Genomic DNA, 26053 nt, shown 5'->3' with positions numbered 1-26053 from the left:
GCGTCCGGGGTCCCAGGGGTTGGGTTTCACCATTGTCTACCAGCCGTGAGGCCGGTGTCTTGCATCCGCGGTGTCCGTCCGAGAGGCGGACGACGCGGAGATCGCTGATTCGTAACCGAGAACCACCTTCCAATCCGATGACCCTGCGGTACCCGCGCGGCACTGCTGCCCAGCCGCTGCGGGCGATCCAATGATGTTCCCTGTCCCTTCTTTCCTGTGTTTCTCTCTTACCGGGTACTGCCTGTACTGCGATTTCCTGGGGCGTCACCGGCTGGAACCCTTCCACTGATCGGTCCCAGCACGCGTCACGCCGCTGGTCACTGCCCGGAGCCCCGTCGGTGATCGGCTCCGGCCACCTGACCGGTACTGCACCTACTGACTTGCCACTGCATTACTGCACTTGCCACTGCTTACTGCACTGTTTCGCCGGGATCGGCCTTGCTGCTTACGTCTTCACTCCTCGATCCCGGTACTTCTCCGGTCACCAGCCGAAACCTGTTCACTGATTGGCTTCGTCCTGCCTGACCGCCTTGTCTCACTTCGCGGGTAGTTCCGTCATCTCCCGCGCCTGCTTGACGTTGTCTTTCTCGGTACGAGGAGGACAGTACACACACCCGAGGTTGAATGTCTACCCCCGCCACCATAGATTTGCTCTTGCCGCGGCGTGGAAGAATGTCTGCGCGGCGGATCCGCAGGTCAACGCGGGGTGGCGATGGGGCGACATCACTCGAAAGGGCAGACCGGAATGACCGACTCGACCGCGCGGCAGGATCCGTTCGGCCTGACCGGCGTGCGCGACCACCACGAGTACGCCGACGCGCTCAAACGCCTGCTCGATCAGGGGCGCCGCGAACGCTGTGTCGCGTTGCTGTCGGAGACCGAGGCCCACGTCGTGGCGGAACTGCTGGGCCAGTACGCCCTCCACGACCCCGCCGCGCATCTCAACCAGCTCGCCGCCACCCTCGCCGCACGCCTCTACAGTCGCCTCGGCGCCTGAACCCCCAGGGAACCGGCCAGTCCGGTCGGTGTGCGGGGCCGCTAGGTCTTCCTGGGTGGTGAGCGGTCTTCGTCGCCGGTTCTGGCAGGCGAGGCGACGGCCGCCGAGCGTGAGCTGTGGATGATCAGTCGTTCGTGCAGCCGGGTGATCTGCAGTGGCCGCCAGACCGCGCGCGTGGTGGCGACCAGCCGGAGGTCGGTGTGCGGGGCGGCTTGCCGCTGGGCGGCGAGGAGGACCTCCAATCCGGTGGAGTTCAAGAACCGGACGAGGCTCAGGTCCACGATCAACCGTCGCGGCCGGTGGCTCAACGCCGCCTCGATCGCTTGGCGTGCCGCGGGGGCGGTGTGCAGGTCCAGGTCGCCGTCGACGACGAGCACCACCGCCCGGCCGAGCTGTTCCACCGTCACGGCCAAAGGGGGAGAACGGTGCGCTGGAGCCTCGCGGACGTCGTCGGGTTCTTCGATGGCCGCGCGAACGGCACCGAGGTCCGTCCTGTCTGCCGAGGTTGCGTCAAGCGGCGCGCGATCCGCCTTCAGGCGATGCGACCGGCGAAGATCGAGCGTTATGAGTTTCACGATCCAGGCTCCAGACCAGGCCGTCATCGCTGAAGCTCGTCGTGCGGAAGATCGGGCGCACGGCAGAGGGACAGATGCGGCCAGTGTGACGGTCGATCGTCGCGAGGGCGGTGTCTGGGCACTCCGGCGCTGTCGTCGGCGAGTCTACCGCGCCGACCAGGCCAAAGAACGTGTCCCGGACCGGCTTTTCGGCTTGGAGGTACCGGTCTCGCATCGGCGGACCCGGCACCGGGCTCAGGGGCTACGCTGGCCAGTGTCATCCGACCGGCCGCCCGGAATCCGCGGAACGGATCGTGGTGTGTCCGGTTTCGCCCGGGACCCAGGCGTCGCAGGCTCGAATCGCTTGCTCTGCCAAGGAGTCGTCATGGGCATTCTCGCTGATCGTCGGTACACACGGTGATTCTCTGAGTCCTTTGTGGACTTTTCGCGAGGCGTTCGGACGAGTTCCGCTGACAGGGCCGGCAAGCCGTCCGCAGCGCACGAGAGGCCCGCTCATGGCCGATCCCCGGCACGAGCCGGAAGTCCCTGATGACGCCCGGCCGGTGGTGCCGCGCCTGTTGCGGGTGGCCGCGGAGCTGGGGTGGCGGCTGCTCGTCGTCGGCGCGACCCTTTACCTGCTCGGGCTGGCCCTCGGCTACCTCTCCTCGGTGGTCGTGCCGGTGTCGATCGCCCTCCTGCTGGCCGCGATGCTGGCCCCGGCGGTGACCTTCCTCGTCCGTCACCGGATCCCTCGCGGCCTCGCCGTCGTGATGGTCCTGATCGGCGGGCTCGCGGTGCTGGGCGGCCTGCTGACCTTCGTGGTGCTCACCTTCGTCAACGGGCTTCCCGCCTTGCGAGTCCAGCTGACGAAGAGTGTCGACGCCGTGGCGAACTGGCTCACCACCGGTCCGCTCCACCTCAGCGCCGCGCAGCTGCGCGATTCGGTCAACGAGCTGGTGACCACGCTGACCAACTCCCAGACCGGGTTCACCGCCGGCGCGCTGACCACGGCCGCCACCGTCGGCGGCGTGCTGGCGCAGGCGTTGCTCGTGTTGTTCGTCTTGATCTTCCTGCTCGCGGACGGGCCGGGGATCTGGACGTTCCTGCTGCGTGCGGTGCCCGCCGGAACGCGGACCCGGGCCGACGTCGCCGGGCGGCGAAGCCTGGCCGCGCTCGTCAGTTACGTACGCGCGACGATCGCGGTGGCCACGGTGGACGCGGTCGGCATCGGTATCGGCATGGCCGTACTGGGTGTCCCACTGGCCATTCCCTTGTCGGCACTGGTGTTCCTCGGCGCGTTCGTGCCGATCATCGGCTCGGTCGTGGTGGGCACGGTCGCGGTCCTGATCGCGCTGGTCTCCAACGGGCTCGTCCCGGCGCTGATCCTGCTCGGCGTCGTTCTCGTCGTCCAGCAACTGGAAAGCCATCTGCTGCAACCGATTCTGCTCGGCCGGGCGGTGAGGCTCCATCCGCTCGCGGTGGTGCTCGCCATCGCGACCGGGCTGCTCGTCGGCGGTATCGCCGGGGCGCTGCTGGCCGTTCCCCTCTTGGCGGTGCTCAACTCCGCCATCCGGTCTTTGCGCAGCGAGGCCCGCCCGAACCCGGCCTCGACCGGGAACCCGAACTACGGCAAGGAGATCCCCCGTGACCACGACGACCCGAGAACTCGATCGAGCCCAGGTGGAGCTCATCGGCAAGGAGCTGGATTCGCTGCGTCAACGGATGGTGGCGGATCTCGGTGCGGAGGACGCCGACTACATCCGCCGGGTCGTCGCGGTGCAACGGCTCAGCGAGGTTTCGGGCCGGGTGCTCCTGTTCGCGGGCTGGTTCCCGCCCGCGTGGTTCGCCGGTGTGGGCGCGCTGGCGTTGTCGAAGATCTTGGACAACATGGAGATCGGGCACAACGTCCTGCACGGTCAGTACGACTGGATGAAGGACCCGACGCTGAACTCGCGGACCTTCGAATGGGACATGGTCTGCCCGAGCGAACAGTGGCGCCGCTCGCACAACTTCATGCACCACACCTACACCAACATCCTCGACAAGGATCGCGACGTCGGTTACGGCATCATCCGGATCACCGAAGACCAGAAGTGGAATCCTTACTACCTCGGCAATCCGCTCTACGCGGCCGCGCAGGCACTGTTCTTCGAGTACGGGATCATGCTGCACGACCTCGAAGCGGACCGGATCGTGCAAGGTCGCCGGTCCTGGGCGGACGTCCGCCCGTTGCTCGGACCGATGCTGCGCAAGGTGGCGAGGCAGGCGGGCAAGGACTACGTGCTCTTCCCCGCGCTGACCGGTCCGCTGTTCCCGGTGACCCTGGCGGCGAACGTCAGCGCGAACCTGATCCGCAACCTCTGGGCCTTCTCGATCATCTTCTGCGGTCACTTTCCCGACGGTGCCGAGGTTTTCACCGAAGAGGAGAGCGAGAACGAGAGCAAGGGGCAGTGGTACCTGCGCCAGATGCTCGGCTCGGCGAACATCACCGGAAGCCCGTTGTTCCACCTGCTGTCCGGGAACCTCAGTCACCAGATCGAACATCACCTGTTCCCGGACATCCCGTCCCGCCGCTATCCGCGGATCGCCGCGGAGGTCCGCGCGGTCTGCGAGAAGCACGATCTGCCCTACAACACCGGCTCCCTGTCGAAGCAACTCGGCTCGGTCGTTCGCAAGATCTTCCGTCTCGCTTTGCCGTGACCCGCTGTCACGCTCCCGGGGCGGGCGGGGCCGGGGTTTGCCGCAGCGCGCGGTTGTGGCGGGGTTCGGTGCGGGTTTTCGCGTGGTCGACCTGGCGGATCATGTCGGTGCGGACCTCGTTGAGGGCGACCGGCAGGTCCGGTGCGGACGAACCGGCCACCAGGTGCACACCGGGCAGGCGGTGGATCCGGCATTCGAGGGTGAGCTGCTGCCCCGTGCCGTGCCGGTCTTTGACGCTGATTTCGAGATCGACCTGGCCTTCGTGGAAGGAACGCAGCCTGGAACCGAGCGCGGCCAGCCTTTCGGCGACCCAATCGTGTTCGGAGGCGGAAAATCCGGTGCCGAGACGGAGCCGTTCGACGATCAGGCTCTGGTCCTGCCGGTCGGCGGTCATGTCGTCTTCTTCCCGTTGGTCGCAAATGAACAGTCCTCAATGGACTGAGTCTCGTTCTTTCTCACGCGGGTGGCCGGATACAGCCCACTGTACGCCGATTTCCGTGCCGGAATCCGGAGCCGGTGAATTATTGCCGCACTGCCAAGCGATTTCCTCTGTACAATGAAAACGCCGAGAGTATTCCGCGCGTCGGAGAACGACCGATGTCACTTTCTGTTCTTCACCGACACCGGCCTTCCCCGCCGGAGACCGGAGCCGAATATGCGCGCCGACGCCCGCACCCCGGAAACCGCCGAGCGGCTGAGGCTCAAGCCCCGCAACTCGGAGAGCGGTTTCGTCGACGGCGCCTGGTGGCCCCGGTCCCGTGACCTGACGACAGAGGTGCCCGAACTCGCCACGGCGCTCGACGGCCGGATCGGCCCGGTATGGCGGGTGGCGTTCCCGCCGTCGGGCTGGGCGGTCACGGTCCGCGAGCTGATCTACCAGGGACGGCTGGTCAAACTGGAGGGGATCGACTCGCAGAACGTCCATGTCGTGCACGTGACCGGCGGGAACATGCACCGGGTCACCCTCCTGGTCGTCCCGCCGGAGGCGGACCCGGCCGCCGCCGAGGGAGTGCTGGTGGCGGCCTCCGGGCAGAACAACGTGGCCGGCCCGGAGGCACTGCTCGACGAGTTCGGCGCTCGGCCCGTTCCGGAAAACGCCCTCGCCCGCTGGGAATCCGAGGGCGGGCACGGTGACGTCGCCGGAATCTGACGACGTCTACAGTCTGGCGCTCCCTTGGCGGCTCAGGAGCGGATTCCGCCGGTCCCGGTCATCCTGCGTGGGCTGGTGCACGAGCGCCGCGCTGAGGGTACGGGCGGTGCGGGCGACGGCGTCGGACACGCCGCCGGGCGGCCGCGGCACGGCGATCACGGCCGCGATCGAACCGACCGTTCCGCCCGTCGGCAACCTGACCGACGCTTCGGTGACGACGAGGCCGTGCTCGGCCTGCCAGTCGGGGGAAAAGCGGCCGGTCCGTTGTGGCACGGTCGATCCCGGCCGTAGCAGGAGATCGTGCTCCGGCCGGATGAGACTGGCGGCGGCGATCAGGATGCGCCCGTCGCAGGGTACGGCGAGTACCGAACTGGCCCGGGTGGCCGCGGCCAGTCCTCGGAGCTGACCGCGGGCGAGCTCCAGCAGTCGTGGATACGGCTGCCACGACTGGCCGAGCCGGAATGCCTGCACGCCGACGCGATAGCGGTTCTCGCTGCGTTCGACAACCTCCAGCTCGGTCAATTGCTCGAGTAATCGGTGTACGGTCGCTTTCGGCAGTGAGCAGGAATTGGCCAGCTGGGTCAATCCTGCTTCACCTTGATGTCGTATCAGTGCATCCAATAGGGTGAAAGCGCCGACGAGGACGCTTCTGGGTCTTTTCTTTGTCTCCATTGAAATCCCCTCCCTCGGTCCGTCAGGTGGAACCCTGACTGACAATGCGGTGCCGCCGGTGTCAGACTGCAACTGCCCCGGTGCTTATCTTCGGCCAAGCGGAGCGAACTGGGAAGAGTGAATTCATCGAACGGAAAGGTTTCCGGAAAATGCGAAGAACTATTCGGCCGGCGTTGGCGCTGGTTGGTCTGCTCGCTGGTCTGCTCGTGGCGCCGACCGTCGCCGGCGCCGAGGTCGCCGTCACCGCCTCGCCCGCATCGCAGAAACCCGCCGCGGATTTCGACGGCGACGGATTCGCCGACAAGGCGGTTTGGCGCCCCGGAACCGGTGTCTGGTATGTGATTCGTAGCAGCAACGGCAGTGTGGCGACTCAGCAATGGGGTGTCTCCGGTGACGTGCCGGTGGCCGCGGATTACGACGGCGACCACCGGGCCGACTTCGCCGTGTGGCGGCCGAGCAACGGTATTTGGTACATCATCCAGAGCAGCACCGGCGCCGTGGTGACCCAGCAATGGGGAACGCCCGGCGACATTCCGCTGACCGGCGATTTCAATGGTGACGGCCGCTCGGACTTCACCGTCTGGCGCCCGAGCAACGGCGTCTGGTACGTACTCGGTATCGCCACGGTGCAGTGGGGTGTGTCCGGTGACGTCCCGGTGTCCGGCGATTTCAACGCGGACGGCAATGCCGATTTCACCGTCTGGCGCCCCAGTGACGGTGTTTGGTACGTGCGGGGAATCGCGACCCAGCAGTGGGGGACCGCGGGCGATATTCCGGTGGCGGGTGATTTCAACGCGGACGGGCGTGCCGACTTCGCCGTGTGGCGGCCGGGTAATGGCGTTTGGTACGTGCTCGGTATCGCGACCCAGCAGTGGGGGACCGCGGGCGACGTTCCGGTGGCGGGCAATTTCGGCGGTGACCCTCGGGCGGACTTCGTGGTGTGGCGTCCGTCGAACGGCACCTGGTACGGCCTCAACCTGTTCACCACCCAGTGGGGTACGCCGGGAGACATCCCGGTCTGAGCGTCGACGGCGAGAACTTGGCCGATGAAGGAGCCGGGACATTCCTCGTCCCGGCTCCTTCGTCGTCGTGAGGTCGCTCCTTGACGTGCAGCCTCCCGGCTGCCTAACCTGTAAAGGCAGCCGGGAGGCTGCATATCAGGGAGACCGACATGGACGACGTGTTCAAGGCGCTGGCCGACCCCAGCCGCCGCCGGTTGCTCGACGACCTGAACGCCCGCAACGGCCAGACCCTCCGCGAGTTGTGCGCGGGGCTGGACATGGCGCGGCAGTCGGTCAGCAAGCATCTGGCCGTGCTGGAGGCGGCCAATCTGGTGACCACGGTGCGGCGTGGCCGCGAGAAGTTGCACTACGTGAACGCGGAGCCGATCAACGCGATCGCCGAACGCTGGATCGACCGGTATCACCAGGGCCGGGTCGACGCGCTCGCCGACCTCAAGCTGGCATTGGAGCAAGAACCCATGACCACCAACGAATTCGTCTACACCAGCTACATCAGGACGACGCCGGAGCGCCTCTGGAAGGCGTTGACCGATCCGGCCTTCACCAAGCAGTACTGGGGCTGTGAGTTCACTTCGGACTGGAAGCCGGGGTCGACGATGGCCTGGGAGCAGCTCGGCGAGAAACTGGAGGATCCCGAACAGGTCGTGCTGGAGTCCGATCCGTACCGGCGGCTGTCCTACACCTGGCACACCTTCACCCCGGAGTTCGCCAAGTCGGTGGGGCTCGACGACGACGTGTCGGCGAAGCTGCGGGCCGAGTCGCGGTCGAAGGTGACGTTCGACCTCGAACCGGTCGGCGACACGGTGAAGCTGACCGTGGTCCACGACGGTTTCGACCAGGGCAGCACCGCGCTGGAGATGGTCAAGGGCGGCTGGCCGTCGATCCTGTCGAGCCTCAAGACGCTGCTCGAGACCGGTGCGCCGCTGCCTGAACCTGCGTAACCAGGTCGACGTCGCCGCTCTTGTCGGGCAGTATCCGCAGCGTGCCCCTGGAGATCGCTTGCGACGAGTCCGGGTCCGAGGGCGAGAAACTGATCGGCGGGCAGACCGACGTGTTCGCGCACGCGGGGGTCCGGCTGAGCATCGAAGAGGCCGCGGACTGCCTGGCCGAGCTGCGGCGCCGGATCCGCTCGCCGGCGGTCGAGTACAAGGCCAACCACCTGCTCCGCACGAAGCACCGGCGGGTCCTCGAATGGTTCCTCGGGTCGCTGGGCCCGGTCCGCGGGCGCGCGCACGTGTACCTCGTGGACAAGAAGCTGCTGCTGGCGAACGAACTCCGCGGGCTCCTCGGCCTGGACGTCTCGCCGGACGACGGGCTCCTGGCCGCGTTCAACGACGTGCTGCGGACCCGGAACCGCCGGGATCCGGCGGCGGGATCGTTCTTCGCGCTGGCCGGGGACTCCGGGGAACTGCGCGCGAAGGTCGCCGAGCTGCGTGACGCCAAGGTCCTCGATCCGCTGGTGCCCGCGATCCTCCGCGCGGTCGGACGCTGGAGTGAAGACGGCGAGCCGGTCTTCCTCGTCCACGACGAACAGCCGTCGCTCAAGGGGGAACGGCTCGCCGAAATCGAGGCGAGCCCGGGTCTCGCCGGGCTGAAGTTCGTGGACTCGCGGGCCGATCCGCGGGTGCAGGTCGCGGACTTCCTGGTCGGTGTCGCCCGGCGGATCGCCGAGGACGAACTGAACGGGAACGGGGACGCGGTCTTGACCGCGTTGCTGGCACCGTATGTCGACTCGAAGTCGCTCTGGAACTGAGGCGTGGTCGGGCCCGGTCGTGGCCGCCGGGCAGCCAGGAGACGGAGGGGTGTGTGGAAATAGGGACACTCAACGTCCCTATTTCCACACACCCCTCACCTCAAATGACGCCTACCCGCGTCCCAAGAACGACGTCGACTCGAAGTCGCTCTGGAACTGATTCACTCCGTAGTACGCCGAATCGCTCGGGTGGCCGTTGCCCGGCGCGGCGGACGGCTGGAACTGTCGAGAAGTATTCGACGTCCGTCCGGAAGGCAGTCGCAGATGCAGGCATTCACCTTGCCCGAGTTCTACGTTCCGCATCCGGCGCGGATGAACCCGCACTTGGAAGCCGCGCGGGCGCACAGCATGGCCTGGGCCAGGGAAAAGGGAATGCTCGATTCGCCGTCCCCGTCCGGTGACGTCGTCTGGACCGAAGAAGCGCTGGCGAAGATGGACTACGCGCTGCTCTGCGCGCACACTCATCCGGACTGTGACGGGCCGTCCCTCGATCTGGTCACGGATTGGTACGTCTGGGTGTTCTTCTTCGACGACGATTTCCTCGCCCAATTCAAGTACACCCGCAACACCGAAGGCGCCAAGGCTTATTTGGACCGGCTGGAACTGTTCATGACCGGGCCGGGGGAAACGTCGCCGGAACCGGAGAACCCCGCCGAAGCCGGTCTTCAGGATCTTTGGGCGCGCACCATTCCCTCGATGTCGGAAGCGTGGCGGCGGCGCTTCGTCACCAGCACGCACAATCTGATGGTCGAATCGCTCTGGGAACTGGACAACATCGACCGCGGCCGGATCGCGAACCCCATCGAGTACATCCAGATGCGCCGTCGCGTCGGCGGGGCGCCGTGGTCGGCGAACCTGATCGAGTACGCCGTCGGCGCCGAAGTGCCGGACAAGATCGCGGCGACCAGGCCGATGGAGGTCCTGCGCGACACCTTCGCCGACGCTGTCCACCTTCGCAACGACCTCTTTTCCTACCAACGTGAGGTGCGCGAGGAGGGCGAGAACTCCAACGCCGTCCTCGTCTTCGAGAAGTTCCTCGACTGCCCGACGCAGGATGCCGCCGAGCTCACCAACGACCTGCTGACCTCGCGGCTGCAGCAGTTCGAGAACACCGCGCTCGTCGAGGTGCCCGCGTTGCTGGCCGAACACGACGTCTCGCTGCCCGAACAGATCGGGGTCGGCCTGTACGTCAAGGGCCTGCAGGACTGGCAGTCCGGCGGCCACGAATGGCACGCGAAGTCGAGCCGGTACATGAACGAGGGCCCGGTCTCCGGCGTGAACGGGCCGGCAGGACTCGGCACGGACTCGCTGCGGCTCTCGCCGAACCGGCTGGGCCTGGTCCAGCGGACGCGGCAGCAGGCGCCCGCGCCGTTCGCGCCGGTCGGGCACCTGCCACTGCCCGAATTCCGCATGCCGTACCCGATCCGCACCAGCCCGCATCTCGCCGCCGCGCGGGAATACGCCCCGACCTGGGCGCGGGCGATGGGCATGTTCGATGCGGTGCCGGGCGTCGAGCACGGCGCGATCTGGGACGAGCGCCGGTTCCGCGGTTTCGACTTCCCGCACTGCGCGGCGATGATCCACGCCGATTCGGACCTCGAGCAGCTCAAGGTGTCTTCGGATTGGCTCGCCTGGGGTACCTACGGCGACGACTACTTCCCGCTGATCTTCGGGATGCGGCGGGACCCCGTCGCGGCGAAGCTCTGCAGCGACCGGCTCTCCCTGTTCATGCCGCTCGACGGCGAGCCGGTGCCGGAGCCCGCGAACCCGGTCGAACTCGGGCTCGTCGATCTGTGGAACCGCACCGCGGGGCCGTTGCGCCCGCCCGCGCGCGCGGATTTCCGCCGGGCGATCGAGAGCATGACCGCGAGCTGGGTCTGGGAGGTGGCGAACCAGGCGCAGAACCGCGTCCCCGACCCGGTCGACTACGTGGAGATGCGGCGCCGCACCTTCGGTTCCGACCTGACGAAGAGCCTCGCCCGGCTCGAACTCGGTGACGTCGTCCCGCCGGAGATCTACCAGAACCGGGTCCTGTACGAACTCGACACCGCCGCCCAGGACTACGCGACGTTCACCAACGACCTGTTCTCGTACCAGAAGGAGATCGAATACGAGGGCGAAGTGCACAACCTGGTCCACGTCGTCGAGCGGTTCCTCGCCGTGGACCGGATCGAGGCCCGCGACATCGCCGCCCGGCTGATGAACGCGCGGATGGAACAGTTCGAGCAGCTCGCGGACGAGGACCTGCCGCGGATGTGCGACGACCTCGGGCTCGACGACGAGATCCGCGCCGTGCTCACCCGGTACGCGGACAACATGAAGGAATGGATGTCCGGAATCCTGGAATGGCACCGGAAATGCGTGCGGTACACGCCGGGAGAGCTGGAGCGCTCCCGCACTCCCGAGCCGCCGGTGTTCTCGCTCAAGCCGAGCGGGATCGGCATGTCTGCCTGGCGGATCGGGAGTGCGGCGCGCTGAACCCCTAGAACGCCGTCAGGACGATCCGCGCGGCACGCGGGTCACCGTCGTGCACCAGCGACTCGAAGTGCCCGACGTCGTCGAACGCGAACCCGTAGGCCTTGCCGTCGACCATCTGCTCGTGGACGATCCGCGAGTAGTGGTCGGTCACGGACTGCTTGTAGAACTGGCCCGCGTCATACGTCGGCTGCGTGTGCAGGGAACCGAGGGTCGACCGGTGCAGCGCCGCACACAGCGTCCGCGCGATCGGGCCGACGACCTGGTCGTTCGGCGCCTGCAGCCGCCCGTCGCAGTTGAAGACGTCGCGGGTGCTCGGCTTGCTGAACGACGCCACTGTCGCGCCCGAGGTGTTCGTGAACCGCATGACGTCGTCCCCGCCGGTCCGGCCGGTGAACTTCTTGCCGGGTTCGGCCTCGAACGGGACCACGGTCAGCGGTGTCGACCTGTAGGTGTTCCAGGCGTTCGTGACGTAGCCGTCGAGGTAGTTCCCGCTGAACTTCCCGGCGTCGAGACCCTTGCCCGGAGCGAGGACCCGCAGCCGGTTGTACGCCAGGTTCGAGAAACCGGCCTGCCCTTGGACGGCGTTGAAGATGTTCTCGCGGCCGCCCGCCTTGAGCCGCCCGGCTTCCTTGTTCACCCCGGCGCCGTTGGTCAGCCCGACGGCGTGCGGGACGCTGAACATGTCCACCTGCGAGCTGTTGATGAACAGCCCGCCGTTGTCGTAGGTGAACTCGCTCCAGTCGAACAGGATGTCCCGGTTCGGATCGCCACCGGCCCACGGCGCGGGCTGCACCAGGCCGTCCGGGGTCAGGAAGAACTTGATCTTCTGCCCGAACGACAGGTAGACGCGGCCCGAGAGCATCCGCGGGATCCGCAGAGTGGTCGAGCCGCCGTTGCCGGGGCCCGCGATCGCGACGTCCGGCGCGGGACTCGGCGGGTTCGCGCCCGGCGGCCACGGGGTGAAGGCGCCGCCGGCGTTGACGTAGCCGAGCCTGCCGGTGTTGAGGTTCGTGCCGAGCACGTAGAGGTAGACCGCGTCGGAGCGGTTCGAATTGTTGGTGACGGTGAGCGGCAGCGGATCGGGACCGGCGGCGACCGCGGTGGGTGCCGCGAGGGCCGAGACTCCGGTGACCAGGGGGAGAACGACCGCCAGCGCGGTCAAGACGCGCCGGATCTTCTGACGGATGCGCACAGTGCACTCCTCGGCTGAATCCCGCCGCGGGAGCGCGAACGCGCCGCGGCGGTGCTTGCGGATGTCGGCCGGGGGCGCGTTCCCGGCCTGGGTGTGACCTTGGCGAGGGGTCTCAGCACGGAAAGTTACGTCCCGGTCCGCAACATGTCTAGACCAGCGGTGGGAACCTGTCCGGTTTCACGCCGGGGCGGACAATTTGTCTCGGACCTTCGTCGATTGAGGTGGCCGGATTTCTCGACTACCGTGGTCCGCGTTCCGTCCTGGACCCCGGCGGCAGGGTTTTCTCATCCGTGGGGAGCGGGCATGGACGGCGACGGGTTTCCGGTGCGAAGAACCGGCGGCGGTGAGACCTGGATTTCCCCTGCCTGCTGGGACGATCTGGCCAAGGCCGCGGCGGGCGGTGAGCCGCACGGCATGGACGACCTCATGGCCGCGCTCATGCCGTGGGCGCGGCACTACACGGAAACCCGTCTGGGTGGTCGTGACCTGACCTATCTCGAACCCGCCGACATCGCGCAGGAGATCTGCCTCGCGGTCTTCGTCGCGGTTCCCGGCCACGGGCTGCGCGGCGGTTCTTTCCTGTTCCTCATGCGCGCCATCGCGGCGAACAAGGTCGCCGACGTCTTCCGGAAGGCGGCGCGGAGCAAACAGGTCCTGACCGGTGAACTCCCGGATCGCCCGGCCGTCGCCACGGAGGAACCGGAAGAGCGGGCACTGCGGGACGACCTCGGGGTCCGGCTCGGCAAGCTGATGCGGATGCTGCCGGTCTCGCACCGGGAAGTACTGGGAATGCGGGTGATCGGCCAGCTGACGTCGAACGAGACGGCGGCGGCACTCGGTACGACGTCGTCGCGCGTGCGGGTGACCAAACACCGGGCGATCAGCAGGCTGCGGGCCTGCGCTCAGCGCCAGGACGCCTTGATCTGAATACGGATCAACAGCCGGATGAGCGGATTTTCCCGCTTGGTCCGGGTTTCGAGAATACGAACGCACATGGCCCCTCCAGAGTTCGCCGACGAGCGCCGTTGCCGAGGGCCAGGACAAGCGGTCGTACTGCCACCCTAGGTGCGGACCGGGGAGCCGGAACCGGCTGAACGGACGATTGGGTCCCGCCTGAGCCATTCCGACGAGCGCCGCTCAACTCTTCGGCTCATCACATTGGTGCCGAAGCCGGATTCCGGCCCTGGCGGACGAAATCGTCGATCGCACAGTGGAAATCCCGCGCTGAACGATACCGGTTCGGCGCTTGTCCGCCGTCCGGTGATACCTAAAATGAATGGGTGTTTTCCCTGGAGCAGCTCGTGAGTTTCGTCGCGGTGGCCGAGGAACTGCACTACGGCCGGGCGGCGGAGCGGCTCTCGATGACCCAGCCGCCGTTGAGCAGGCGGATCCAGTTGCTGGAACGCGAACTCGGGGTCGAACTTTTCGACCGTACGCACCGCACGGTCCGGCTGACACCCGCCGGACGGGTTTTTCTCGCCGAGGCAAGGAAAATACTGCGTTCGTCGCAAGAGGCGACGCTGTACGTCCGCCGCGCGAAAAAAGGCGAAGTCGGTGTCGTCACGCTCGGTTTCACCGCCACCGCGGCGTATTCGTATCTCGAACGCGTTCTCGCCGCGGCCAACGCGGAGGTTCCCGGTGTCGATCTGGTGTTGCGGGAAATGGCGACGTCGGCGCAGGTGGAGGAGATGCTGGCGGGCGGGATCGATCTCGGCATGGTCCGGCCGCCGGTCACCGGTGGCGACATCGTGACCCTGCCGCTGTGGCGGGAGCCGCTGCTGGCCGCCCTGCCGTCGGGGCATCCTTTGGCGCGGCGCAAGAGGAATCCCGACGTCCGCGACTTCGGCGGCGAGCCGTTCATCATGTATTCGCCGTCGGAGGGCCGGTACTTCCACGACCTGCTCGTGGCGGTGTTCCGCACGGCGCGGGTGCAGCCGGTGTACACGCAGTACCCCAGTCAGGTGCACACGGCGCTCGCGCTGGTCAAAGCGGATCTGGGTCTCGCGCTGGTGCCCGCCGCGGCCGCCGCGCTGCGGTTCGAAGGCGTCGTGCTCCGTCCGGTGGACGGGATCGAGGGCCGTCCGGTGGAACTCGAACTGATGTGGCGGCGGGGCAACGACAATCCGGCGCTCGGCGCGCTGCTCGCCGTCATCGGCAACCTGGCGCGACGCGGCCGTCAGTCCCTTGTGGACTGAGATGGCCAGGGGTCTCCCCATTCGGCGTCGCGGGCCGCGCGGTAGGCCGTGCCGTGCCGTTTGGTGACGATCGTTTCGGTGAGCCCGGTTTCGGCGCAGAGGGCGAGGCTGACCATGCCCTTGCGTTTGACCGGATGCCGCAGGATCCGGCCGTCGGCCCGCTCCGGTTCCGTTCGCGAGGCGACGACGTAGGAGAACTTCTCGTCCTCGAAGCCGAGCGTCCCGGACTTGAGCTGACGGTGCAGGCCGGTGCGCGGGAGGCGGGCGGAGAAATGGCACCAGTCCTTGCCGCGCGGGATCGGGCAGTCGCCTTCGTGCGGGCAGGGCGCGACCAGGGAGAGCCCGAGCCCGATGAGCTGATCCCGCGCCTCGACGATCCGTTCGTAGCCCGCGGGGGTGCCGGGTTCGATCAGCACCAGCATCCCCGCCTTCGCCGACAGCCAGCGGACGACCTCGGCCCGGCGGGCCTCGGGCAGTTCGCCGAGGACGTAGGACAGGGTCACCAGGTCGGCGTCCGGCGCGGGCGCGGCCGGGTCGATCAGCCCGCGTCGCCAGGTCGAGCCGCGGACGGCCTTGTCACCGGCGTTCCCCGCCAGCCGCTGCCCCAGCGCGATCGCGCCGGGGACCTGCTCGACGACGGTGCTCTCCTCCAGCGACGGCCAGACGTCGGCCGCCGCCCAGATCGCGGCACCGGTGCCGCCGCCGACGTCGATCTGCGTGCGCGGAGCGAACCCGGGAGCGCGGAGGGCCGCTTCGGCGAGAACGGCGTGTACGGCCGCGTAGGTGGCCGGCATCCGGTAGCCCGCGTACGCGGCGATGTCCGCGTCGGTCGACAGGATCGGAGCCGTCGCCGGGTTGTTCTCCCGGTAGCGCGCGCTGAGCCGCTCGACGGACTGCGTCAGCCTGGTCTGGGGGTATCGGCCCAGCTCTGCGTCTAGGGCGGAGCGGAGATCTGAGGGGAGGGCGGCCACGACGGGTCAGGATAGGCCCAGCCGCGCGGAGCGCGCCCTTCAAGGGTGGGTGGTGGGGATGAGGTGGCACCATGTGCGGTTGACCTGGGGTTTTCCGGCTGCTCGAATACTCGCGGAAAAAGTTTTGGGGACCGTGTCGAAACCGGGGATGCCCGTTCGACGCGTAGATGTGGCAGGGACGAGCCCCGCCGGGAACGGAGACGCGAGATGCGGTTCATGGTGATTGTCAAGAGCGACGAGAAGACCGACGCGGCCGGCACCCAGCCGAGTGCCGAGGACCTGCAGGAGATGGGGAAGTTCAACGAGGAGCTGGTGAAGGCCGGCGTCATGCTCGCTGGTGAAGGACTGCACCCCAGCTCCGAGGGTTTCCGCATCCAGTACTCCGGCACCACCGAGGCCAGGGTCGTCGACGGGCCCTTCGCCGAGAGCAAGGAACTCATCGCGGGTTTCTGGATCCTGCAGGTCAAGGACCGGGCCGAGGTCGTCGAGTGGATGAAGCGCGCGCCGTTCCGCGAGGGCGAGATCGAGATCCGCCGGGTGTTCGAGCTCGAGGAGTTCGACAACGCGACCCCGGAGATCATCGAGACCGAGAAGAAGCTGCGCGAGCAGGCCGAGGGGAACTAAGGTCGTGTCCTGTGAGTCTGTTCGATGGGCTTCGTGATCCAGGTGGTTCCTGACGGTGCGGGCGGATCGGCCTCGTACCGGGTCGTACTCGGCCGCGTCCGCCCGTGCCGTCAGGGGCCGCCTGGGCGCGGAGACCGCGAACAAGACTTGCAGGACACGGCCTAGGGTTGCGGTCGTCGCGCCGACGATGTTGATTGGTCGGCGTGACGGCAACAGCAGACCCACGGTCGGCGATCGACGCGGTGTGGCGGATCGAATCGGCCCGCCTCATCGCCGGTCTCGCGCGGATGACGCGCGACGTCGGCCTCGCGGAGGAACTGGCGCAGGACGCGCTGGTCGCCGCGCTCGAACAGTGGCCTGAGTCGGGCGTCCCGAGGAATCCGGGCGCCTGGCTCATGACCACGGCGAAACGCCGCGCCGTCGACACCTTCCGGCGCAACGAGCGGTACGACCGGAAACTCGGTGAGATCGGCCGCGAGCAGGAGTTCGAGGAGGAACCCGACTTCATCGCGGGCCTCGACGACCACATCGAGGACGATCTGCTGCGGCTGGTGTTCACCGCCTGTCACCCGGTGCTCTCGACCGAGGCCAGGGTGGCGCTGACGCTGAAGATGATCGGCGGGCTGCAGACGCACGAGATCGCGCGGGCGTTCCTCGCCAAGGAAACCGCCATCGCGCAGCGGATCGTCCGCGCGAAGAAGACGCTGGGCGACGCCAAGGTGCCGTTCGAGGTGCCCGAGGGGCCGGATCGGGTCGCCCGGCTTTCGTCGGTGCTCGAAGTCATCTACCTGATCTTCAACGAGGGCTATTCGGCGACGGCGGGCGAGGACTGGATGCGGCCGGGGTTGTGCGAGGAGGCGCTGCGGCTCGGCCGGATCCTCGCGGGGCTCATGCCGAAGGAACCCGAGGTGCACGGGCTCGTCTCGTTGATGGAGATCCAGGCTTCGCGGTCCGCCGCGCGTGTCGGGCCGAACGGTGAGCCCGTGCTGCTGCTCGACCAGGACCGGGCCAAATGGAACCGGCTCCTGATCGGCCGCGGCCTCGCCGCGCTGGACCTCGCCGAGTCGCTCGCGGACGGCGCTTTCGGCGTCTACGCGGCACAGGCCGCCATCGCCGCCTGCCACGCGCGGGCTCGAACGGGCGATGAGACCGACTGGGGACGCATCGCGGTCCTCTACGAAGGTCTCGGGAAGCTCAACCCGTCGCCGGTGATCGAGCTGAACCGCGCGGTGGCGCTGTCGATGGCCGTCGGGCCGGAGGCGGGGCTCGAGGTCGTCGACAAACTGACGTCGGAGCCCGCGCTGAAGTCGTATCACCTGCTGCCGAGCGTGCGCGGTGACTTCCTGGCGAAGCTCGGCCGTCTCGACGAGGCCCGCGCCGAGTTCGAGCGCGCGGCGGAGATGACCGGGAACGACCGGGAACGCACCCTGCTGCTGAACCGCGCGGCCGACTGCACCCCCTGACCACTAGGGGAACTCCCCGCGGCGAGGGTCAGGCGGGGGCGGGGCGCAGGGCGGTCAGGGCGCGGTGCTGGCCCAGCCGGACGGCCTGCACGGAGCAGCCGAGCGCCAGCGCGGTGTCGTCGGTGGAAAGCCCGACGAGCGACCGCAGCACCATGATCTCGCGCTGCTGCCCCGGCAGCCCCGAAAGCGGGTTCGGCAGTTCGGCGGCGGTCCGGTGGAAGTCGTCGACCAGGCGGCGCGTGACGTCGTAGGCGAACGCGAGAAGTGCGGGCACCCCCTCGGCTCCGGCGAGGATCGCGAGGCAACTGTCCTTCGCGACCGCGTCGGCGGTGTCGTAGGTGCCCGACCGTCGTCCGATCCGCGCCCGGCAGTAGCGCACGACCAGGACGCGGATGGCGTCGACCAGTTTCGAAGCTGTCTCCATCCGCCCGTCGGCCTCCTCGGACCGCCGCGAACCGTGTACTCGCATCGGCTCCCTCTCCCACCTTTCAGATGAGCACGGCGGAGGGGAGGGAGGTACGGTCTTTTTGCCCACACCGGGGTGTTCAGGCCTCGATGAAGACGATCCGTTCCGGTTCGACCGCCAGGTTCACGGTCTGCCGCTTCACGCTCACCAGCGTCTCGAATTCGGTGGCGTGCCCGTCCGGGACGGTGAACAGCCGGTCGTTGCGGGAGTCCAGGAAGTCGGAGAAGCCGGTCAGCGAGACCCCGCCGCTTTCGTCGAGCGCGAGGTAGTCGACGAGCCTGCGGAACAGTTTCGGCAGGATGACCAGTTCGTCGGCCAGCTGACGTCGTGACGAGAGCTTGAACCCGGAGTTCGTGACGTCGTCCGGCCACAGCCCGAGTCCGTCTTGACGCGCTTTGGCGGCGGCCTCGGCCAGCGCGTCGCGGAGATCGGGGAAAAGCAGCGAATAGAACGTCGGGTAGACGAGTCCGTCCGCGACCTGCCGGTAGTTCGCGGAGTTCTTCAGTGTTTTGACGTCGAGGTGGACCTTGGAAAGGTCCGCCGACCGTCCCGGCCGTTGTCCGGGAAAGGCAAACGCCACCGCTCGTCCGTATTTGTCGGCGAATCGCGTCAGTATGTGACCCGCTACCTTGATCGGGGTCGACGAACTGACCCTTCCCCGTTCATCGCGTTCGACCGTTTTGAAGCCGAGGATCTTCAGCAGGTTCGCCGCCGCGGCGTCGGCGAATTCCGCGGGCTGATGCCACATCCCGCCGGTTCCCCTGGCCTGGTAATGCGTTTCGAGCGCGTCGATCGCGTCGAGCCGCAACTGCATCCCGCCCCGCGAATTCAGCCGGACCTTCAGTCCCGCCTTCTTGGTCGCCTGGGGATCGTCGGGATAGAACCGCACCGAATCGCCGTCCGGTGAGGCTCCGACAAGCTGGAAAGTACCTTTTATCAGCGTCATGGGCATGGGCACAACGGTAGTTCTCATTCCGGTGAACGAACCTTCCGTTCATCCATCCAGACCAGTCGCCGGTAAAGATCGGATGACCATTATGGACATTCTCGGAGATCTTCAAATGACTGGCGCGAAATGATCATTTCCGGGATGCTGGCGGGATGACCGACTTCTCCTACCGCTGGCGTGACCCGGTCACCGACGACGAGATGTCCGATCTCGTCCGTTCGCACGGCGGCGAGCCCGTGCCCGGCTGGTGGAACGGCATCCGGCGGCACAGCCTCGGCTGGGTCACCGCCCGGGAACCCGCCGGAACGCTGGTCGGCTTCGTGAACGTCGCCTGGGACGGCGGGGACCACGCGTTCCTGCTCGACACGAAGACCCGCGGGACCCATCAGCGGCGGGGGATCGCCACGGCCGTCGTCCGGCTCGCCGTGCTCCACGCGCGGGCGGCGGGCTGTGAATGGCTGCACGTCGACTTCGTGCCGGAACTGCGTCCGTTCTACTTCGACGCCTGCGGTTTCCGGGCGACCGAGGCGGGCCTGATCCGGCTCACGGACCCGGGATCATGAAGCTCAGCACGGTCGCCTGAAGCAGCGAGATCACCCCGACCACGGCGGTCAGCAGGACCGACCACAGGAAGGTCTGCCGCAGCAGTGCGCCTTCCTGCCCGCTCTGCCCGATCGCGGTGGCGCCGATGGACAGGTTCTGCGGCGAGATCATCTTGCCCATCACGCCGCCCGAGGTGTTCGTGGCGCCGGCGAGGATCGGGTCGACACCCAGTTGCTGCGCCGAAATCACCTGCATCGGCCCGAAGAGACTGTTGGTCGACGCGTCCGAACCGGTGAGGAAGACGCCCAGCCAGCCGATGTAGGCGGAGAACACCGGGAACAGCACCCCGGTGGTCGCCAGTGCGAGGCCGAGGGTCTGCGTCGCGCCCGAGTAGTTCATGACGAACGCGATCGCGAGGATCATGAAGATCGTCGCCAGCGCCCACCGCATCTGGTGCAGCGTCCGCCGGTAGGTGGCCAGCAGCAGACCCGGTTTCGCGCCCATCGCGAAACCCGCCGCGATCGCCGCGAACAGGGCGACGGTCCCCGGCGAGTAAAGGAAATCGACGGTCAGCGTCGCCGCGTACGGGGTGTCCTTGGGCGTGATCGGCGCGTGCTGGACGACCTCCTTGTGCAGCCCCGGCCACGCGAACACCCAGTCGGCCCTGTGCAGCAACTTCGTCAGGTCCAGCCATTCGGGCAGGTTCTTGAAGATCGTGCCGACGCGGGAAAGGAAGATCGCCGCGATCAGCACGATGTACGGGGCCCACGCGTAGATCGCGCCGCGTTCGGCCTTCGCCGCGCCGAGACTCGCCCCGGCCTTCACCGGCTCTTCGCCGTCGAAACGCCAAACCGCCCGCGGCTGCCAGAACCGCGTCAGGATCCACAGCGAGGCCATCGCGGCGAGCGCGGCGACGACGTCGACGAGGCTCGGGCTGATGAAGTTCGAGGTGACGAACTGCATGACCGCGAACGACAGGCCCGCCGTCAGCACCGCGGGCCAGACCTCGGCCATCCGCTTCCAGCCCGCGAGGACCACGATCAGGAAGCCGGGGACGATCAGGGCCAGCAGCGGAAGCTGGCGCCCGACCATCGACGAGAACAGTTCCGTCGCCTGTTCCGGTGGCAGGCCGAGGATCGGCGCGGTCAGCCTGCCCAGCACGATGAGCGGGTTGCCGAGACCGCCGAACGCGACCGGCGCGGTGTTCGCCAGCAACGCCAGTACGACCGCCTTCACCGGCGGGAAGCCGAGCGCGGCCATCATCGCCGCGGTGATCGCGATCGGTGACCCGCCGCCCGCGATCCCTTCCAGCAGCGCGCCGAACCCGAACGCGATCAGCAGCGCTTGGAGGCGGCGGTCCTCACTGAATCCGGCGAGGACCGCCTTGATGTCGTCGAACCGTCCGGTCGCGACGGTGACGTTGTGGAAGTACACGGCGTGGAACGCGATCCAGGCCACCGACCACACCCCGAACACGAGGCCCATGGCCGCGGAGTCGAAGGCGAGCCCGGCGGGCATGCGGTACAGCAGCACCGCGACCAGCAGCGCGGTGATCAGCGCCAGCGCGGCCGAGAGATGCGCCGATCGGCGCAGGACGCCCAGCGTCACCAGCAACACGATGATCGGCAACGCCGCCAGCGCCGCGGACAGCCACAGCCCGCCCGCCGGCTGGTAGTCCTGGATCCAGCCCACTTCAGCCCCTTTGCGCGCGGACGTACCCCAGCCGGAGCGACAGTGCGGCGGCGGTTCCGGCCACTGTCGCGCCCAGTTCGTCGGTGCGGCGGAGCACGCGGCCCGCGGGGCCCGCGATGCTGATCGCGGCGATCGGCCGTCCGGTGTGGTCGCGGACGGCGGCGGCCACGCAGCCGACGTCCGGCTCGTTTTCGACCTCGTCCACGGCCCAGCCGCGACGGCTCGTCCTGGCCAGGTCGTCGAGCAGCCGGGCCGGGTCGTTGATCGTCTTGAGCGTGAGGCTGTCGAGTTTCATCCGGCGGATGCGTTCGACGCGGTCCTGTTCGGGCAGCGCCGCCAGCCACGCCTTGCCCAGCGAAGTCGCGTGCTGCGGGCGTCGCGTGCCGAGGCGGCAGGCCAGGGTGACGGCGTTGGCGCTGCGTTCGGTGGCGACGTAAACCATCGTGTCGTTGTCCGGGACGGCGAGGTACGTCGTCTCGCCGCTCCGCTCGGCGAGCGACGCGAGATAGCGCGGCGCGCAGCGGTGGAGATCGGTCGCCGCCATCGCGCGGGCGCCGAGTTCGACCAGCCGGGTGCCGAGCCGCACGCGGCCGGTGGCCCGATCGGCTTCGAGGTATTCGAGGTTCTTGAGGGTGCCGACGATGCGGTAGGCGGCGCTCCGGGAGAGACCCAGTTGCCTGGCGATCGCATTGGTGGAAATCTCCTGGTTCTGGCCTACATGCTCGAGAACCGCGAGTCCGCGCTCGAGTGTGCCACTGGAATCCAGGCCCCGTGGTGTGCCCACATCGCCCTCCGTTGGACCGGGGTACCGATGGCCGGTACCGGTTGCCGCTAAGCGGATTCGGACGTTAACAGTTCGGTCCAACGTTGGGAAGGTTTCTTAACAAACTGTCGACCGGACAAGTTTTCCCAGCTCGGGGCCTTGCGGTCAAGATCACCGGTTTGGACCAATCCCTTCGACGGTTCCGATTGGGTGTATGAGTTCAGGGGCCATTTTTCTATTCACGGATATGAAAGAACCCCTCGCCGGAAAGACGGCGAGGGGTTCGGCCCGGAGTGTGTTTCTAACGGACCGAGAGGTTCGCGACCGCTCGGACGACCGCGGTGCAGCGGTCTTCGACGTAGTCCAAGCCGCCTTCTTCGGCGATCCGGCGGGACTCGGCGGAGGTGATGCCCTGCTGGAGCCAGAGCGCCTTCGCGCCGATCGCGACGGCCTGTTCGGCGATCGGCGGGGTGTCGGCGGACGGGCGGAAGACGTCGACGATGTCGACGGGCTCGGGGATGTCGGTCAGCGAGCGGTAGACCTTCTCGCCGAGCAGCTCGTCGGCCGAAGGGTGGACGGGGATGATCCGGAAGCCGTGTGCCTGCAGCACGGCAGCGACCCCGTGCGAGGCCTTGGCCGGATCGCGGCTCAGCCCCACGACGGCGATCGTCTTCGATCCGGCGAGGATCTCGGTGGCGCGATCGGTCATACCGGGTTCAACCACCCCGGGCGCGCGGGAATTCCTAGAGCTTCCACAGCCGCAGGCCGCGCACCCGGTACACCGGCCAGACGACGTGCCAGGCGCGGCGGCGGAGGAAGACCGCGGAACAGGTCAGGACGCTGTGCGCGGACGTCGTCGCGACGTCGTGGCGATCCGGCCAGTTCTCGCCGTGCCTCCCGGCGGCGATCCGGAAGACGTTGACCAGGCCGCGGCCCTGCATGTCGTACTTCGCGCCGGTGTCGCCGGAATCCGGGGTCAGGGACGCGATCTCCGGGCCGAACGCGGCCGCGGGCGCCGGCCCCGCGTCGGCGGGGAGGTCACCGACGGTCGCCGAGATCGCCTTGCCGTAGAGGCGTCGGGTGTAGCGCGTCAGCAGCAGCCGCTCCCACAGCGGGAGGACGCGACGGTGCTTGAGCAGCGCCGAACACTCCGCGTGCCCGATCGCGAAGATGTCGGTCAGCTCGTCGTACGCGTTGTGCGATGTGGGTTCGTTGAGGTGCACGCGCACCTCGTACCGGATGCGCGCGGTGAGCTCGTCGAGCTCCTCACGACGGTCGATCCTGGTCTTCGCCCGCGAGAGCGTCCAATCGGACATGGGAGCAGGCTAGGTGAAGATCGCGGCCGCGCAAGACACTTTCGGCCTAATCTGGTCGTACCGGCCAGTGGAACGGGTGCCTTGTGCGGGCCAAGACGAGGGGGCAGAGTTCGGCTGTCGGAAGGAGCCCATGGACGCCAGCACGCTGCAGGAGGCCGCGGCCGCGCTGCTCAGCGCGTACGAGACCGGCAAGCCGATCGCGCCCCTGATCGAGACGTATCCGGCCGCGACCCTCGAGGACGCGTACCGCATCCAGCAGCGGCTCGTCCGCCACTGGACCGAACGCGGCGACGGCGTCCGCGGGCACAAGGTCGGTCTCGCGTCCGCCGCGATGCAGCGGCAGATGGGCGTCGACCAGCCCGACTACGGCCACTTGACCGGCTCGATGTTTCACCTCGAACACCAGCCGATCCCGATCGGCGACTTCCTGCAGCCGAAGATCGAACCGGAGATCGCGTTCGTGCTCGGCTCGCGGTTGCGCGGCCCCGGCGTCACGGTGGCGGACGCGCTGCGGGCGGTGGACTTCGTCGTCCCGGCGCTGGAGATCGTCGATTCCCGCATCCAGGACTGGAAGATCAGCATCGTCGACACCATCGCGGACAACGCGTCCTCCGGTGGCGTCGTCCTCGGCAGCAGGCCGACCGCCATCGGCGACCTCGACCTGCGGCTGGTGGGGTGCAACCTGCACCAGAACGGCGAGCTCGCGGCCACCGGAGCCGGCGGCGCCGTCCTCGGTTCGCCGGTGAACGCGCTGGTGTGGCTCGCGAACACGGTCGGGCCGCTCGGTGTCGCGCTGGAGCCGGGGCATGTCGTGCTGCCGGGCTCGATGACGCGCGCGATCCCGGTGAGCCCCGGCGACACCGTCGTCGCGACGATGGCGGGGCTCGGCAGTGTCACCGCGAAGTTCTCCGGGGAGGAGCGGCCGTGAGCCTTGGTGTGCGGGAGGCGGCGGAAGCGCTGCTGTCCGGGGAAGAGCGCGAGCCGCTGACAGACGAGTGGCCTGCTTTGGACGTCGATACCGCGTACGCGATCCAGGACGAGGCGTTGCGGCTCCGGCGGGCGCGGGGCGAGACGGTCGTCGGCGTCAAGCTGGGCATGACGTCGCGGGCGATGCGGCAGAGCATGGGGGTCGACTCGCCGTTGCTCGCGTGGCTGACCGACGCGATGGTCCTGCCCGCCGGTGTCCCGGTGCCGTCGCTGATCCACCCGCGCGCCGAGCCCGAGCTGGTTTTCGTTCTGGGTAAACGACTCGCGGGTCCCGGTGTGACCGCGGCGACCGCGATGGCTGCGGTGGACCGGGTGTACGGCGGCGTCGAGATCATCGACAGTCGATATCGCGACTACCGCTTCAAGCTGCCGGACGCCGTGGCGGACAACGGTTTCTCCGCGTACTTCACGTTGGGTCCCGTCGGCGTCGATCCGTCCACAGTGGATCTTTCGCTGGAGGCGGCGCTTCTGGAGGTCGACGGTGCCATCGTCGACACCGCCACCGGTGCCGCCGTGCAGGGGCATCCGGCGGAAGCACTGGCGCTCGCGGCCAACACCCTTGGCGCACGCGGGCTCGCGCTGGAACCGGGCTGGATCGTGCTCACCGGAGGGATGACCGACGCCGTCGAGCTGCGCCCGGGATCACGGGTGGCGGCGCATTTCTCGCATCTGGGTTCGATCACGCTCGCCGGGTCTTGAAGTCGGCGCGGGCCGCCGTCCGGACCAGACCGCGCACCAGCCGCGGCCAGATCGCGCGCGGGAGGTCGTGTCCCATGCCGGGGACGATGTCCGATTCGGACTCCCGCAGCGCACGCGCTGTCGCCCGTCCGCCGGAAACGTGCACGAGCGGATCCTTCGCGCCGTGCACGACGAGAGCGGGCACCTCGACCTTGCGCAGGGCGCGGAAGCGATCCCGGCTCGACAGGATCGCGGCCAGCTGCCGGGCGGTCCCGCCGGGATTGACGCCGCGGTCGAAGGACCGTTCCGCGCGCTCACGCATCCGGGCCTCGTCGAAGGGATAACCCGGCGAGCCGATGACGCGGAACGTGCGCACCAGGTAGTCGACGTACTGCTCGCGATTCCGCGGCGGAGCCGAAAGCAGCATCGCCATCGCCTTGGCGCTCGGCCGTCCGACGAACCGGTTCCCGGTGGTCGACATGATCGACGTCAGCGAGCGCACCCGCGACGGATGCTCGATGGCGAGGGTCTGCGCGACCATCCCGCCCATCGACGCGCCCACGACGTGCGCGCTCTCGATGCCGAGTTCGTCCAGCAGCCCGGCGGCGTCGTCCGCCATGTCCTTCAGTGAGTACGGTGCCGTGCGCAGGGTGTACGCCAGTGGCAGGCTCGCGCGTCCGGCCATCCGGGTGGAGCGGCCGGCGTCCCGGTTGTCGTAGCGGATGACGAAGAACCCCTCGGCCGCGAGGTGCTCGCAGAGTTCGTCGTCCCACCAGATCATCTGCGAGGCCAGGCCCATGATCATCAGCAACGGCTTGCCGTCCGGCGGACCGAACGTCTCGTGACACAGCTCGATGCCGTTCACTTCGGCGATTGTCTCCGGCATCA

At 68.0% G+C, this 26053-nt stretch carries 27 protein-coding genes and 1 pseudogene; 16 read left to right on the top strand and 12 right to left on the bottom strand.

The features are described 5' to 3' along the window. Positions 1 to 745 precede the first annotated feature (745 nt). Positions 746 to 997 carry a hypothetical protein gene (locus tag ACLJRM_RS37575; protein ID WP_101611005.1) on the top strand — a complete coding sequence of 84 codons (252 nt, stop codon included), beginning with the start codon at positions 746 to 748 and terminating at the stop codon, positions 995 to 997. A gap of 41 nt (positions 998 to 1038) precedes the next feature. Here the strand turns inward: ACLJRM_RS37575 and ACLJRM_RS37570 are convergent, their stop codons facing one another. Next, a complete protein-coding gene (locus ACLJRM_RS37570; RefSeq protein WP_233222932.1) occupies positions 1039 to 1404 on the bottom strand; it encodes an STAS domain-containing protein in 366 nt (121 codons plus the stop codon). An 18-nt stretch (positions 1405 to 1422) separates the two neighbouring features. Between ACLJRM_RS37570 and ACLJRM_RS37565 the strand changes: the two genes are divergently transcribed. The 3 genes and pseudogenes from ACLJRM_RS37565 (at position 1423) to ACLJRM_RS37555 (ending at position 4251) form a co-directional block, all read left to right on the top strand. Then, positions 1423 to 1605, top strand: a complete 183-nt coding sequence (locus ACLJRM_RS37565; protein WP_410665775.1) for a hypothetical protein — start codon at positions 1423 to 1425, stop codon at positions 1603 to 1605. Positions 1606 to 2066: 461 nt separating this feature from the next. Next, positions 2067 to 3071 (top strand): annotated as a pseudogene (locus ACLJRM_RS37560) (AI-2E family transporter); the annotation flags it as partial. 124 nt (positions 3072 to 3195) lie between these two features. Beyond that, a complete protein-coding gene (locus ACLJRM_RS37555; protein WP_410665774.1) occupies positions 3196 to 4251 on the top strand; it encodes a fatty acid desaturase family protein in 1056 nt (351 codons plus the stop codon). Between the two features lie 7 nt (positions 4252 to 4258). Here ACLJRM_RS37555 and ACLJRM_RS37550 read toward each other — a convergent pair whose 3' ends face one another. Next, on the bottom strand, positions 4259 to 4645 hold the full coding sequence (locus ACLJRM_RS37550; protein ID WP_410665773.1) for an HPF/RaiA family ribosome-associated protein: 387 nt from the start codon (positions 4643 to 4645) through the stop codon (positions 4259 to 4261). 261 nt (positions 4646 to 4906) lie between these two features. Here ACLJRM_RS37550 and ACLJRM_RS37545 point away from each other — a divergent pair, with 261 nt between their 5' ends. Next, positions 4907 to 5401, top strand: a complete 495-nt coding sequence (locus ACLJRM_RS37545; RefSeq protein ID WP_410665772.1) for a DUF5994 family protein — start codon at positions 4907 to 4909, stop codon at positions 5399 to 5401. A gap of 6 nt (positions 5402 to 5407) precedes the next feature. Here the strand turns inward: ACLJRM_RS37545 and ACLJRM_RS37540 are convergent, their stop codons facing one another. Then, complete coding sequence (locus ACLJRM_RS37540) at positions 5408 to 6073, bottom strand: helix-turn-helix domain-containing protein (RefSeq protein WP_410665771.1); 666 nt, start codon at positions 6071 to 6073, stop codon at positions 5408 to 5410. 149 nt (positions 6074 to 6222) lie between these two features. Here ACLJRM_RS37540 and ACLJRM_RS37535 point away from each other — a divergent pair, with 149 nt between their 5' ends. The 4 genes from ACLJRM_RS37535 (at position 6223) to ACLJRM_RS37520 (ending at position 11326) form a co-directional block, all read left to right on the top strand. Beyond that, positions 6223 to 7095 carry an FG-GAP repeat domain-containing protein gene (locus ACLJRM_RS37535; RefSeq protein ID WP_410600082.1) on the top strand — a complete coding sequence of 291 codons (873 nt, stop codon included), beginning with the start codon at positions 6223 to 6225 and terminating at the stop codon, positions 7093 to 7095. A gap of 149 nt (positions 7096 to 7244) precedes the next feature. After that, complete coding sequence (locus ACLJRM_RS37530; protein WP_101610997.1) at positions 7245 to 8036, top strand: ArsR/SmtB family transcription factor; 792 nt, start codon at positions 7245 to 7247, stop codon at positions 8034 to 8036. Between the two features lie 41 nt (positions 8037 to 8077). Next, positions 8078 to 8848, top strand: coding sequence for a DUF3800 domain-containing protein (locus ACLJRM_RS37525; protein ID WP_410665770.1), 771 nt, complete (start codon positions 8078 to 8080; stop codon positions 8846 to 8848). Between the two features lie 264 nt (positions 8849 to 9112). Then, the gene (locus tag ACLJRM_RS37520; RefSeq protein ID WP_410665769.1) at positions 9113 to 11326 is read left to right on the top strand and encodes a terpene synthase family protein; all 2214 of its coding nucleotides are present in this window, start codon (positions 9113 to 9115) and stop codon (positions 11324 to 11326) included. A 4-nt stretch (positions 11327 to 11330) separates the two neighbouring features. On the opposite strand, the gene ACLJRM_RS37515 is transcribed toward ACLJRM_RS37520, so the two are convergent. After that, complete coding sequence (locus ACLJRM_RS37515) at positions 11331 to 12518, bottom strand: beta-1,3-glucanase family protein (RefSeq protein ID WP_410665768.1); 1188 nt, start codon at positions 12516 to 12518, stop codon at positions 11331 to 11333. A 303-nt stretch (positions 12519 to 12821) separates the two neighbouring features. Here ACLJRM_RS37515 and ACLJRM_RS37510 point away from each other — a divergent pair, with 303 nt between their 5' ends. Beyond that, entirely contained in the window at positions 12822 to 13445 is a 624-nt protein-coding gene (locus ACLJRM_RS37510) for a sigma-70 family RNA polymerase sigma factor (RefSeq protein WP_101610994.1), read from the top strand. Between the two features lie 353 nt (positions 13446 to 13798). After that, complete coding sequence (locus tag ACLJRM_RS37505) at positions 13799 to 14713, top strand: LysR family transcriptional regulator (protein WP_410665767.1); 915 nt, start codon at positions 13799 to 13801, stop codon at positions 14711 to 14713. On the opposite strand, the gene ACLJRM_RS37500 is transcribed toward ACLJRM_RS37505, so the two are convergent. Beyond that, complete coding sequence (locus tag ACLJRM_RS37500; RefSeq protein ID WP_410665766.1) at positions 14695 to 15684, bottom strand: small ribosomal subunit Rsm22 family protein; 990 nt, start codon at positions 15682 to 15684, stop codon at positions 14695 to 14697. The two genes, ACLJRM_RS37505 and ACLJRM_RS37500, sit on opposite strands and share 19 nt — an antisense overlap. Positions 15685 to 15891: 207 nt before the next feature. Between ACLJRM_RS37500 and ACLJRM_RS37495 the strand changes: the two genes are divergently transcribed. Both ACLJRM_RS37495 and ACLJRM_RS37490 read left to right on the top strand, forming a co-directional pair. Beyond that, positions 15892 to 16308 carry a YciI family protein gene (locus ACLJRM_RS37495; RefSeq protein ID WP_101610991.1) on the top strand — a complete coding sequence of 139 codons (417 nt, stop codon included), beginning with the start codon at positions 15892 to 15894 and terminating at the stop codon, positions 16306 to 16308. A 194-nt stretch (positions 16309 to 16502) separates the two neighbouring features. Continuing rightward, positions 16503 to 17771 carry an RNA polymerase sigma factor gene (locus tag ACLJRM_RS37490; RefSeq protein WP_410665765.1) on the top strand — a complete coding sequence of 423 codons (1269 nt, stop codon included), beginning with the start codon at positions 16503 to 16505 and terminating at the stop codon, positions 17769 to 17771. 28 nt (positions 17772 to 17799) lie between these two features. Here ACLJRM_RS37490 and ACLJRM_RS37485 read toward each other — a convergent pair whose 3' ends face one another. Further along, the gene (locus ACLJRM_RS37485) at positions 17800 to 18195 is read right to left on the bottom strand and encodes a sigma factor-like helix-turn-helix DNA-binding protein (RefSeq protein WP_101613551.1); all 396 of its coding nucleotides are present in this window, start codon (positions 18193 to 18195) and stop codon (positions 17800 to 17802) included. Between the two features lie 121 nt (positions 18196 to 18316). Then, on the bottom strand, positions 18317 to 19189 hold the full coding sequence (locus ACLJRM_RS37480) for a nuclease (RefSeq protein WP_101610989.1): 873 nt from the start codon (positions 19187 to 19189) through the stop codon (positions 18317 to 18319). Between the two features lie 149 nt (positions 19190 to 19338). Here ACLJRM_RS37480 and ACLJRM_RS37475 point away from each other — a divergent pair, with 149 nt between their 5' ends. Next, positions 19339 to 19749 carry a GNAT family N-acetyltransferase gene (locus ACLJRM_RS37475; protein ID WP_101610988.1) on the top strand — a complete coding sequence of 137 codons (411 nt, stop codon included), beginning with the start codon at positions 19339 to 19341 and terminating at the stop codon, positions 19747 to 19749. Here ACLJRM_RS37475 and ACLJRM_RS37470 read toward each other — a convergent pair. From ACLJRM_RS37470 to ACLJRM_RS37455, 4 genes are all read right to left on the bottom strand, one after another. After that, positions 19730 to 21421 (bottom strand): L-lactate permease, encoded by a 1692-nt coding sequence (locus ACLJRM_RS37470; protein WP_410665764.1) that lies wholly within the window; start codon positions 21419 to 21421, stop codon positions 19730 to 19732. The two genes, ACLJRM_RS37475 and ACLJRM_RS37470, sit on opposite strands and share 20 nt — an antisense overlap. A gap of 1 nt (position 21422) precedes the next feature. Next, entirely contained in the window at positions 21423 to 22205 is a 783-nt protein-coding gene (locus ACLJRM_RS37465) for an IclR family transcriptional regulator (RefSeq protein WP_101610986.1), read from the bottom strand. Positions 22206 to 22485: 280 nt separating this feature from the next. Next, on the bottom strand, positions 22486 to 22893 hold the full coding sequence (locus tag ACLJRM_RS37460; protein WP_101610985.1) for a CoA-binding protein: 408 nt from the start codon (positions 22891 to 22893) through the stop codon (positions 22486 to 22488). 34 nt (positions 22894 to 22927) lie between these two features. Then, complete coding sequence (locus tag ACLJRM_RS37455; RefSeq protein WP_101610984.1) at positions 22928 to 23500, bottom strand: hypothetical protein; 573 nt, start codon at positions 23498 to 23500, stop codon at positions 22928 to 22930. A 130-nt stretch (positions 23501 to 23630) separates the two neighbouring features. Between ACLJRM_RS37455 and ACLJRM_RS37450 the strand changes: the two genes are divergently transcribed. Continuing rightward, positions 23631 to 24428: a 2-keto-4-pentenoate hydratase gene (locus ACLJRM_RS37450; protein WP_410665763.1), complete on the top strand. Its 798-nt coding sequence runs from the start codon at positions 23631 to 23633 to the stop codon at positions 24426 to 24428. Continuing rightward, entirely contained in the window at positions 24425 to 25186 is a 762-nt protein-coding gene (locus tag ACLJRM_RS37445) for a 2-keto-4-pentenoate hydratase (RefSeq protein ID WP_168214424.1), read from the top strand. The genes ACLJRM_RS37450 and ACLJRM_RS37445 overlap by 4 nt, the downstream gene beginning before the upstream one ends. On the opposite strand, the gene ACLJRM_RS37440 is transcribed toward ACLJRM_RS37445, so the two are convergent. Continuing rightward, positions 25167 to 26051, bottom strand: a complete 885-nt coding sequence (locus ACLJRM_RS37440; RefSeq protein ID WP_101610982.1) for an alpha/beta fold hydrolase — start codon at positions 26049 to 26051, stop codon at positions 25167 to 25169. The genes ACLJRM_RS37445 and ACLJRM_RS37440 overlap by 20 nt on opposite strands. Between the last annotated feature and the right edge of the window lie 2 nt (positions 26052 to 26053).

The sequence above is a fragment of the Amycolatopsis sp. lyj-84 genome (assembly GCF_046549075.1).
Classification (GTDB): Bacteria; Actinomycetota; Actinomycetes; order Mycobacteriales; family Pseudonocardiaceae; genus Amycolatopsis.
This window is presented reverse-complemented; position numbering and strand designations above follow the sequence as displayed.